The organism is Bradyrhizobium canariense, from assembly GCF_019402665.1.
Taxonomy (GTDB): Bacteria; Pseudomonadota; Alphaproteobacteria; order Rhizobiales; family Xanthobacteraceae; genus Bradyrhizobium; species Bradyrhizobium canariense.
This window is the reverse complement of sequence record NZ_VSST01000036.1, coordinates 59,008-68,955: the sequence shown is the minus strand read 5'-3', so window position 1 is coordinate 68,955 and position 9,948 is coordinate 59,008. Positions and strand designations below refer to the sequence as shown.

10 protein-coding genes are annotated in these 9,948 nt (G+C 63.0%); 8 read left to right on the top strand and 2 right to left on the bottom strand.

Annotation, left to right across the window (positions count from 1 at the left end; translation table 11 throughout):
* Positions 1 to 86 precede the first annotated feature (86 nt).
* From murJ to FXB41_RS19055, 7 genes are all read left to right on the top strand, one after another.
* Complete coding sequence (murJ, locus tag FXB41_RS19085; RefSeq protein WP_219682834.1) at positions 87 to 1,613, top strand: murein biosynthesis integral membrane protein MurJ; 1,527 nt, start codon at positions 87 to 89, stop codon at positions 1,611 to 1,613.
* A gap of 163 nt (positions 1,614 to 1,776) precedes the next feature.
* Positions 1,777 to 2,193 (top strand): SRPBCC family protein, encoded by a 417-nt coding sequence (locus FXB41_RS19080; protein ID WP_219682833.1) that lies wholly within the window; start codon positions 1,777 to 1,779, stop codon positions 2,191 to 2,193.
* Between the two features lie 300 nt (positions 2,194 to 2,493).
* Positions 2,494 to 2,772, top strand: coding sequence for a DUF1127 domain-containing protein (locus FXB41_RS41755; protein WP_219682832.1), 279 nt, complete (start codon positions 2,494 to 2,496; stop codon positions 2,770 to 2,772).
* Between the two features lie 51 nt (positions 2,773 to 2,823).
* Positions 2,824 to 3,348: a GNAT family N-acetyltransferase gene (locus FXB41_RS19070; protein WP_219682831.1), complete on the top strand. Its 525-nt coding sequence runs from the start codon at positions 2,824 to 2,826 to the stop codon at positions 3,346 to 3,348.
* Between the two features lie 140 nt (positions 3,349 to 3,488).
* Entirely contained in the window at positions 3,489 to 5,798 is a 2,310-nt protein-coding gene (locus FXB41_RS19065) for a xanthine dehydrogenase family protein molybdopterin-binding subunit (RefSeq protein ID WP_219682830.1), read from the top strand.
* Between the two features lie 121 nt (positions 5,799 to 5,919).
* Entirely contained in the window at positions 5,920 to 6,366 is a 447-nt protein-coding gene (locus FXB41_RS19060) for a c-type cytochrome (RefSeq protein ID WP_219682829.1), read from the top strand.
* Between the two features lie 334 nt (positions 6,367 to 6,700).
* Positions 6,701 to 7,996 carry a cystathionine gamma-synthase family protein gene (locus FXB41_RS19055; RefSeq protein ID WP_219682828.1) on the top strand — a complete coding sequence of 432 codons (1,296 nt, stop codon included), beginning with the start codon at positions 6,701 to 6,703 and terminating at the stop codon, positions 7,994 to 7,996.
* Positions 7,997 to 8,066: 70 nt separating this feature from the next.
* Here the strand turns inward: FXB41_RS19055 and FXB41_RS19050 are convergent, their stop codons facing one another.
* Entirely contained in the window at positions 8,067 to 8,483 is a 417-nt protein-coding gene (locus FXB41_RS19050; protein WP_007602019.1) for a CHRD domain-containing protein, read from the bottom strand.
* Between the two features lie 155 nt (positions 8,484 to 8,638).
* On the opposite strand from FXB41_RS19050, the gene FXB41_RS19045 reads away from it, so the two are divergent.
* Complete coding sequence (locus tag FXB41_RS19045; protein WP_219682837.1) at positions 8,639 to 9,568, top strand: c-type cytochrome; 930 nt, start codon at positions 8,639 to 8,641, stop codon at positions 9,566 to 9,568.
* Positions 9,569 to 9,592: 24 nt separating this feature from the next.
* On the opposite strand, the gene FXB41_RS19040 is transcribed toward FXB41_RS19045, so the two are convergent.
* Positions 9,593 to 9,838 carry an Lrp/AsnC ligand binding domain-containing protein gene (locus FXB41_RS19040; RefSeq protein WP_007602021.1) on the bottom strand — a complete coding sequence of 82 codons (246 nt, stop codon included), beginning with the start codon at positions 9,836 to 9,838 and terminating at the stop codon, positions 9,593 to 9,595.
* Positions 9,839 to 9,948: the final 110 nt, after the last annotated feature.

Here is a 9,948-nt window from a genome sequence, read left to right as displayed (position 1 = left end):
GCAAAGCCCTCGCAAGCGGGGGAGGGAGCGCACCTGCGCCGCAGCTTGCACCTAGACCTAATCTCGCCATGCTCTAAAACAGACGCATGCTCGGACGTATCTTCACGGTTGGCGGCTACACGCTGCTCTCGCGGCTGACGGGATTTGCCCGCGACATCATGCTTGCGGCGATTCTCGGCGCCGGCCCCGTGGCCGACGCCTTTTTCGTGGCGCTGCGGCTGCCCAACCATTTCCGTGCCATTTTTGCTGAGGGCGCCTTCAACGCTGCCTGGGTGCCGGCCTATGCGCACGTCCATGGCGAGCGCGGGGAAGGGGCGGCAAGATTATTCGCCGACCGCATCTTCACGCTGCTGCTGGCCTCGCAGGTTCTGCTGCTGATCGTCGCCTGGCTGTTCATGCCGCAGGCCATGAGCCTTCTGGCCCCCGGCTTTTCCGAAGACGCCGAACAGCGCAAGCTTGCGATCGAGCTGACCCGTATCACCTTTCCTTATCTGCTGCTGATCACGCTGGTGACGCTCTATGGCGGCATGCTCAACGTGATGCAGCGCTTTGCGAGCGCCGCGGCCGCGTCGATCTTTCTCAACATCTCGATGATGATGACGCTGGCGCTCGCCGCCCGGTTTCCCAGCGCAGGCCACGCCGCCGCCTGGGGTGTCCTCATCTCTGGCTTTTTGCAGTATTTCTTGCTCGCCGGCGATCTCGCCCGCCATGGCGGCTTGCCGCGCTTTGCGCCGCTCAAGCTCGACGAAGACGTCCGCGCATTTTTTAAGGCACTCGGGCCGGCGACGCTGGGCTCTATGGGCACGCAACTTGCGCTGTTTGCCGATACCATCATCGCGACTTTCCTGCCGGCGGGCGCGCTGTCGGCGCTGTACTATGCCGACCGTCTCAACCAGCTCCCGATCGGCGTGATCGGCATTGCCATCGGCACGGTGCTGCTGCCGGAGATGTCGCGGCGGATCACAGCCAACGACCATGACGGAGCGATGAAGGCGCAGCGCCGCGCGTTCGATTTCACCCTGCTGTTCTCGGTGCCGTTTGTCGCCGCCTTCCTCACCGTGCCCGACGCGATCATGCGCGCGCTGTTCGCCCGCGGTGCGTTCTCGAAAGCCGATGCCGCCGCTGCCGGCGCCACGCTCGCGGCCTATGCCATCGGTCTGATCCCCTTCGTGCTGATCCGCAGCGCGGTCGCAACCTTCTATGCGCGCAAGGACACGGCGACGCCGGTGCGGGCGTCGCTGACCGGCATCGCGGTCAACGTCGCCTTGAAAATTGCCTTGATGGGATCGCTGGCCCAGATCGGCCTTGCTTTAGCAACCGCCGTCGGCGTCTGGACCAACCTGCTGCTGGTGCTGTTCTTCGCGGTGCGGCGAGGCTTTCTCGTGCCGGACCGCGCGTGGCTATTGTCGCTCGCCAAATTCCTGCTGACCGGGATCATCCTGGCCGCCGCCTTCTGGCTCATCGCGCGCTTCGGCGGTCCATCGTTGGGCTCGATGCACTTCCGAGACGAATTGACGCTGCTTCTGCTGGCCGTCGGGGGCACGATCGTCTATGCGCTCGCCATCCTTGCGCTGTTCGGCCGCCGCTGGCTGGTCTCGCTGGTGCGCGGTTAGCTTTTTCATATTTTCAACGCATTGACGGCTCGACCTTGTCGGCACGGACCAGTCTCGATCGTCCTTGGATGGACACATCTCGGACGTGCGGTGGATGGACCCCGCACAATTGACGTGATGCCGTCACCTTGAGCCGGCAAAAATCGAACCAGGAGCACTGTTTATGAGGATCACCGTCGAAACCAACGTAGCAGCCCCCATCGATCAGGTCTGGCGAGCTTATACGACGCCGGCCGACATCATGAAGTGGAACGCCGCGTCCGACGACTGGCATACGACTAAGGCGACCGTCGATCTGCGAGAAGGGGGTGTCTTCTCATCTCGCATGGAGGCCAAGGACGGCAGTATGGGCTTTGACTTCGCCGGTACCTACACGAAAATCATCGAGCACAAGCGGATCGAATACGCGTTCGGCGAGCGAAAAGCCGAAGTCGAGATTGTGCCCGGCCCGAATGGCATTCTCGTCCGCGTGGTCTTCGATGGCGAATCGACGCATTCGGTCGAGCAGCAGCAAGGCGGTTGGCAGGCCATCCTCGACAACTTCGCACGATACGTGGAAGCGAAGCAGAAGAAGTCGTGAGGGCGTTGACGGGCGTCGTCGGCTTCGGCGCCCGGCACCCTCAGATAGGGACTCGCCTCCAGGATGCAGCGAACCTCCACACATCTCTTGATTTTGGGCGATTGCTGTGGTAATCGCAGCCCATGATCAAATCAGCGCGCAAACTCAACTGCATTCACATGACCCGCTTCGGCTGGGCCCTGGAAGGAGTCGCGCGCTAAGAATTCGACGACGACATCTTTCCACCAGGCCCCGCCGGCATCGGACGGGGCCTTTTTGTTTGGCCACGCTCCCCTGCCGGCACAACAGCAGGAGCGTCCGATGCCACCCCAACAGACGAACATCACTTCCGAGACGGAGAGGCTCACCCTCGAACTTGCATCGACATGGAGCATCCCAGGCTTGCTCGCGCGATACTGGCGTGCGCTCCAGGAGTGGCGCTGGCGGCAGGGTCCACAAATCGCCTTGCAGGACCTGAGTGACAGGGAGCTGATGGATATCGGCCTAACGCGTGGCGAGATTGACAGCATCGCGCCCGAACGCGCCATCGCGAGGCTGAGAGATAATGCGAGGACTCTGTGGGGCCGCGGTGGGATGTGACAGACCAGCGGTCCTGCCGACCTTCGCAGCGACACAGGAGAGGAGGCGACCATGATGTCGCATGCGCCGGGTGCCCCGGCGGACTTGGAAATCCGCCGATTGACCGTCGATGATCTCGACCTCTTTCGCGACATTCGCGCGGAGGCGCTTCGGACGCACCCTCAAACATTTGGTTCTGCTGAAGAGGACGAGGGCGGAGAGGCGATGCTGACTGCCTATCGGCATTGGCTCGGCGGAGCGATCCTTGGCGCCTTCTGGCGGGGAAATCTGATCGGAGTCGCGGGCCTCTACGTGTCGCCAGCTCTTCGGTCGCAGCACAGGGGTCACATCTTCACGGTTTACGTGAGGGAAGATGGCCGAGGTCAAGGAATCGGAGATCGACTCATCAAGGAGCTTCTTGCCCATGCCGAGGGATGCGTCGAGCAGGTACATCTTGAGGTCCTGCTCGAAGCAACCGCTGCAATCAGGACCTACAAGCGTAATGGATTCGAGGTCTACGGCACGGATCCCGCTGCAGTCCGTATAGGTCATATCACGTATGACAAATACCTCATGGTCAGGAAATTCAGCCATTGAGGGGCGGGCTCGCTCGAAGCCCCCGAGGACGGCTTCGAATCATCGGCCTTGACAGGCACGGCCCGCCTAAACCCGTTTGCCTTGCCAGTTTTTCCACGGCAATATGCCGGCAAAACAACCATGAGAAACGGGACGAGAAAATGGCGGCTCCCATCAAGTTCGGCGTTGGCCAAAGCGTGTTGCGCAAGGAGGATGACGCGCTTATCCGCGGCAAGGGCCGCTATACCGACGATTATGCGCCGCAGGCCGCTTTGCGCTGCCTGATGCTGCGCTCGCCGCATGCGCATGCCAAATACACCATCGACGCAAGTCGCGCCCGCACCCTTCCCGGCGTCGCGCTGATCCTGACCGCCGATGACGTTGGGGATCTCGGCAATCTGCCCTGCCTGTTCAATCTCGAGACCGATCCCTTCACTGGGCCGCCTTACCCGATCCTCGCCAAAGACGAAGTGCGCCATGTCGGCGATTCCATCGCCTTCGTGGTCGCCGAGACCATCGACCAGGCCCGCGACGCGATCGAGGCAATCGACGTCAAATGGAGCCCGCTGCCGGCGGTGACCGGGGTCGTCAACGCCGTGAAGAAGGGCGCAGCCTTGGTCTGGCCGGACAAGCCCGGCAACGTGCTGTTCGACGTCTCGATTGGTGACAAGAAAGCGACCGAAGCAGCGTTCGCCAAGGCGCATGCGGTGGCTGAGATCTCGATCGTCAATCCGCGCGTGGTCGCGAACTTCATGGAAACGCGCGCGGCAGTGTGCGAATATGACGCCAAGCGCGACCATCTGACGTTGACGGTCGGCAGCCAGGGCAGCCACCGCCTGCGCGATATCCTCTGCCAGAACGTGCTCAACATCCCGACCGACAAGATGCGGGTGATCTGCCCCGACGTCGGCGGCGGCTTCGGCACGAAGCTGTTTCCGTATCGGGAATACGCCCTGTTGGCAGTCGCCGCGCGAAAGCTGAAGAAGGCGGTGAAATGGGCGGCCGACCGCACCGAGCATTTCATGGGCGACGCGCAGGGCCGCGACAACGTCACCACCGCGAAGATGGCGCTGGCCGAGGACGGCAAATTCCTCGCGATGGATTGCGATCTGATGGGCGACATGGGCGCGTATCTGTCGACCTTCGGGCCCTATATCCCGCATGGCGGCGCCGGCATGCTGCCGGGCCTCTACGACATCCAGGCGTTCCACTGCCGCGTGCGTACCATCTTCACCAACAGCGTGCCGGTCGATGCCTATCGCGGCGCCGGGCGGCCCGAGGCTGCTTACGTCATCGAACGTCTCGTGGACGCCTGTGCGCGAAAACTCGACATGACGGTAGATGCCATCCGCCGCAAGAATTTCATCCAGCCGAAGGCGCTGCCCTACAAGACCGCGACCGGCAAGGTCTATGATTCCGGCGACTTCGCCGCGCACCTGAAGCGCGCGATGGAGATCGCCGAGTGGAAGGAGTTTGGCAAGCGAGCCAAGGCGGCCAAGAAGAACGGCCTGATCCGCGGCATCGGACTTGCGAGCTATGTCGAGGTGTGCGGCACCATGGGCGAGGAGACCGCCAATGTGCGGATGGACCCCAATGGCGATATCACCGTCCTGATCGGCACCCAGTCGAGCGGGCAGGGCCATCAGACCGCCTATGCGCAGATCGTCGCCGAGCAGTTCGGCGTGGCGCCCGAGCGCGTGCACGTCCACCAGGGCGACACCGACATGATCGCCACAGGCCTCGGCACCGGCGGCTCGGCTTCGATCCCGTCGGGCGGTGTCAGCGTCGAGCGCGCGACCCGCGAACTCGGCGCGCGGCTCAAGGAGATCGCCGCGCAGGCGCTGGAAGCCAGTGCCGGCGACCTCGAGATTACCGATGGCCTGGTGCGCATCGCCGGCACCGACCGTTCGATCTCGTTCGCCGACCTCGCCAAGCGTCCCGGCGTCGATCCGTCGAAGCTCAATGCGAGCGCAACCTTTGCCAGCGCCGACGGCACCTATCCGAACGGCACCCATGTCGCGGAGGTCGAGATCGATCCGGCCACCGGCATCATCAAAATCGTCAACTACGTGATCGTCGACGATTTCGGCATGACGCTCAATCCGCTGCTGCTGGCCGGCCAGGTCCATGGCGGCGCCATGCAGGGTATCGGCCAAGCGTTGATGGAGCAGGTGGTCTATGGCGCCGGCGACGGCCAGCTCGTCACCGCGACCTTCATGGACTACGCGTTGCCGCGCGCGGCGGACGGGCCGGACTTCGTGTTCGAGACGGCCAACGTTCCCTGCAAGACCAATCCGCTGGGGGTGAAGGGCGCGGGCGAGGCCGGCGCGATCGGGTCCTGCCCGGCCGTCGTCAACGCCATCGTCGACGGGCTCTGGCGCGAGTACAAGATCGACCACATCGACATGCCGGCGACCCCGGAGCGGGTGTGGATCGCCGTCAACGAGCACCATCGCCGTCACAGCCTGTGACAATCTTCCACGGGAATGAAGTCTGCCGAGCGGTGTTGGCCCCATTGAGGGGTCGGCACGATCGTGCAGCACGGCGATCCTGCATCAAGGCAATCCTGCATCAAGGAAAGGGATTTTGAGAATGAAGCGAATGTTGGTTGTTGGGGGCGCGCTCCTGCTCGGTATGGGCGCGGTTTGGGCACAACAGGATTCCGTCAAGGAGGTCCAGACCCTGATGAAGGGCAATGGCAAGAACGCCGGCGCAGTGGCGGCCATGGTCAAGGGCGAGAAGCCCTACGATCAGGCCGCGGTAGACAGCGCGCTGGCGCAGTTCGAGGACACCGCCAAGAAGTTGCCGAATCTGTTTCCCGCGAGCGCAAAGGGCATGAAGCCCGAGGGCGACTACAGCGCCTCGCCGAAGGTCTGGGAGGACAAGGCCGGGTTCGACGCCAAGGTCGCGAGCTTCGCCAAGGTCGTCGGTGAGGCCAAGGGCAAGATCAAGGATCTCGACTCGCTCAAGGCGAACTTTCCCGCGGTCGGTAAGGAATGCGGCGGCTGCCACGAAACGTTTCGCGTGAAGAACGGTTGAGGCAAGAAAAAGATTCGTAGCCCGGATGGAGCGCAGCGCAATGCGGGAATCCATCCGAGCTGACAGACTGCCCCGGATTGCGCTGCGCTCCATCCGGTGGGAATCAAGAAGGGCGGCCTGCGAAAGCAGCCGCCCTTTTTATTGCCTCGCGTGTCGCCGCTGGAAATTCTATCCGCAAGGCCTGACGGATCGCTGCCGGAGCAGCTATCTTTGCTCCAGCGCCGCGGCATTGGCGTGAGCTTTTGACGCCGAAGCATCCCGCCCCTGACTCATGCATGACATCAGGAGTTCCAATCCGCGGCGAGCACCTCAATCAGCAACAGCGAGACAAGCCATGGTCAAACCGTTCCCGTCGAAGACGCACATCGGCAACCATATGCTGCATCCGGAAACGCTGATGCTGACCTATGGCTATGATCCGCAATTGTCGGAAGGCGCGGTCAAGCCGCCGGTGTTCCTGACCTCGACCTTTGTGTTCAAGACGGCCGAGGACGGCCAGGACTTCTTCGATTTCGTCTCCGGTCGGCGCGAGCCGCCGGAAGGGATGGGCGCGGGCCTGGTCTATTCGCGCTTCAATCACCCCAACAGCGAAATCGTCGAAGACAGGCTCGCGATCTACGAGCGCACCGAGAGCTGTGCGCTGTTCTCGTCCGGCATGGCGGCCATCGCGACCACGATCCTGGCGTACGTCCGCCCCGGCGATGTCATTCTGCATTCCCAGCCGCTCTATGGCGGCACGGAAACCCTGCTGACGAATACGCTTGCGCGTCTGTCGATCGGCGCCGTCGGCTTCGCCGATGGCGTTGACGAAGCTGTGGTCACCCAGGCCGCGGAAGAGGCCATGCGCAAGGGCCGGGTTTCGATGATTCTGATCGAAACTCCGGCCAACCCCACCAACGGGCTGGTCGACATCGCGATGATGCGGCGTGTCGCCGAGACCATCGGAAAGACCCAAGGACACGTTCCGATCATCGCCTGCGACAATACGCTGCTCGGACCGGTGTTTCAGCGGCCGATCGAGCACGGCGCGGATATTTCGCTGTACTCGCTCACGAAATATGTCGGCGGTCATTCAGATCTGATCGCGGGCGCTGCGCTCGGCGCGAAGGCGGTGGTGAAAGGCATCAAGGCGCTGCGGGGCGCCATTGGCACCCAGCTCGATCCGCATTCCTGCTGGATGATCAACCGCTCGCTCGAGACGCTGAGCCTGCGCATGGAAAAGGCCGATGCGAATGCGCGCCTCGTGGCGGACTATCTGCGCGATCATCCCAAAGTGGCCAAGGTGCACTATCTCGGTCATCACGACGCGGCGTCGCCGGACGGAGTTGTGTTTGCGCGGCAATGCACAGGGGCAGGATCCACGTTCTCGTTTGACATCGTCGGCGGCAAGGCCGCGGCCATGAAATTCCTCAACGCGCTGCAGATTCTGAAGCTGGCGGTGAGCCTTGGTGGAACGGAGTCGCTTGCGAGCCTGCCTGCCACCATGACCCATTCCGGCGTTCCCGCCGACATCCGCCGCAAGATCGGCGTGCTCGATTCCACGATCCGGCTGTCGATCGGCATCGAACATCCGTCGGATTTGATCGCCGACCTCGCGCAGGCGCTGAACGCGGCCGAACCTGACGTGTGACGCCTGCGCCGGCGCTACGGGAATCGAAAAGGGCGACTGCGATGGCAGCCGCCCTTTTCTGTGCAAAAGTTTACTTCGTCACCTGACCGCGGATCTCGCCGCCCGGATTGGCCGCGGTGTGGATGTTGACGTAGAGCTTGCCGCCGAGCAGATCGGCGGCCTGCGCGTCGGTCAGTGTCGCCGAGCCCTCGGCCGGGCTGGTGGCAGCGCCTGGGATCGGGATCGCGACGCCGGCGTTCTTGCCGGGCTCGGCAGGTCCGTGGAAATGCGCCGCGGTGGCAGGGCCGGACAGGCCGGAATAGGTGACCTTCCAGGACAGCTTCTTGCTGGCGGCGTCGTAGTCCAGATCGGCCGTTCCGGTGCCGCTGCTGGTTGTTGCGGGGACCTCGGACTTGGCGTCGAGCGTTGCTTTCAGCTTTTCCGCGCTGGCCGAACCCGCAAAAGCAACGGCGCCAAGCACTGACATGGCGATGACGATCTTGTTCATGAAGTTTCTCCCTGCTGAACCCGTTTGGGCTGCCAAACTTCCAACAGCCGGCATTTCAGTTTATTCCCGTTTCAGGGTGCGGTGGGCTAAATTCTTCGTGGCTGGAGCCGCGAGGACATCGGTCATAAGCTTTGCCGCGACGACGAAAGGACCGCATATTGCGACGAACAATCCCCGTGGTGCTGCTCGCCACACTCGCCGCAGCCGGCGTCTATTGGTGGCTCAGCGCGCCGGTGGTGGCGGCCGCCGGCACCGCGCCTGCCCGCGTCCCTGATCTTGCCAATGGCCAGGTGATGTTCAACGCCGGCGGCTGCGCCTCATGCCATGCCGTCCCCGACCAGCCCGATCGTCTCAGGCTCGGCGGCGGCGTCGCGATCAAGTCGCCGTTCGGAACGTTCTACGCGCCGAACATTTCGTCCGATCCGACCGACGGCATCGGCAAATGGAGCGAGGCCGAATTCGTCAACGCGGTGATGCACGGGGTCGCGCCGGACGGACGGCATTATTTTCCGGCCTTTCCCTACACGTCCTATCAGCACGCCAGGCGCGAGGACGTGCTCGATCTCTTCGCCTATCTGAAAACGCTGCCTGCCGTTGCAGGCAAGGTGCGCGACCACGATTTGCGCTTTCCGTTCAATATCCGGCGCAACGTCGGCATCTGGAAGTTCCTGTTCATGGACGGCAAACCCTTCGTCGCCGACAGCGCGAAGTCGCCGCAGTGGAATCGCGGCGCCTATCTCGTCAACAGCTTTGGCCATTGCGCGGAGTGCCACAGCCCGCGCAACGCGCTCGGCGGGATCATGGCCGGACAACGCTTCGCCGGCGGTCCCAATCCGGAAGGCGAGGGATGGGTCCCCAACATCACCCAGAAGGGCCTCGGCGAGTGGAGCGCGAAGGATATTGCGTATTTCCTGAAGACCGGCGAATTGCCCGACGGTGACAGCGTCGGCGGCGCGATGACGCGGGTGATCAAGAACACCTCGCAATTGCCGGACGACGATCTCGCGGCGATGGCGGACTATCTCAAATCGCTGCCGCCGGTGGACGGTCCGCCGCGCCCCAAGCGCAAGGAGGGCGGCGCCTGATCAGGCCCGCCCTTTTCCGGACGGTCAACTCGCGCCAAACGCCTTGAAGGTGATGATGGTGAGGGTGTCCTGGATGCCCGGCAACACCTGCACCTTCTCGTTGACGAAGTGGCCGATATCGGTGTCGTTGTCGACGTAGAACTTCACCAGCAGGTCGTATTGACCGGCCGTGGAATAGATCTCGGAGGCGATCTCGGCTTCGGCAAGCGCATTGGCGACCACATAGGATTGGCCGAGCTTGCATTTGATCTGGACGAAAAAGGGAACCATCGCGGTCACTCCGAAAGCATATCTGGCGGCTAATAGGCCAAACCCGGCCGGATTTAGCAAGCGAACTTGCTGGGCTGCGGGAGGCGCGCTAGGACGGTCCATGGCTTCGA

Excerpts from the sequence above, each read along its gene's own strand:
- FXB41_RS19070 (WP_219682831.1), top strand. The coding sequence starts at position 2,824 with ATGATGTCGCATGCGCCGGGTGCCCCGGCGGACTTGGAAATCCGCCGA.
- FXB41_RS19040 (WP_007602021.1), bottom strand. The coding sequence starts at position 9,838 with ATGGTTCCCTTTTTCGTCCAGATCAAATGCAAGCTCGGCCAATCCTAT.
- FXB41_RS19080 (WP_219682833.1), top strand. The coding sequence starts at position 1,777 with ATGAGGATCACCGTCGAAACCAACGTAGCAGCCCCCATCGATCAGGTC.
- FXB41_RS19055 (WP_219682828.1), top strand. The coding sequence starts at position 6,701 with ATGGTCAAACCGTTCCCGTCGAAGACGCACATCGGCAACCATATGCTG.
- murJ (WP_219682834.1), top strand. The coding sequence starts at position 87 with ATGCTCGGACGTATCTTCACGGTTGGCGGCTACACGCTGCTCTCGCGG.
- FXB41_RS19065 (WP_219682830.1), top strand. The coding sequence starts at position 3,489 with ATGGCGGCTCCCATCAAGTTCGGCGTTGGCCAAAGCGTGTTGCGCAAG.
- FXB41_RS41755 (WP_219682832.1), top strand. The coding sequence starts at position 2,494 with ATGCCACCCCAACAGACGAACATCACTTCCGAGACGGAGAGGCTCACC.
- FXB41_RS19060 (WP_219682829.1), top strand. The coding sequence starts at position 5,920 with ATGAAGCGAATGTTGGTTGTTGGGGGCGCGCTCCTGCTCGGTATGGGC.
- FXB41_RS19050 (WP_007602019.1), bottom strand. The coding sequence starts at position 8,483 with ATGAACAAGATCGTCATCGCCATGTCAGTGCTTGGCGCCGTTGCTTTT.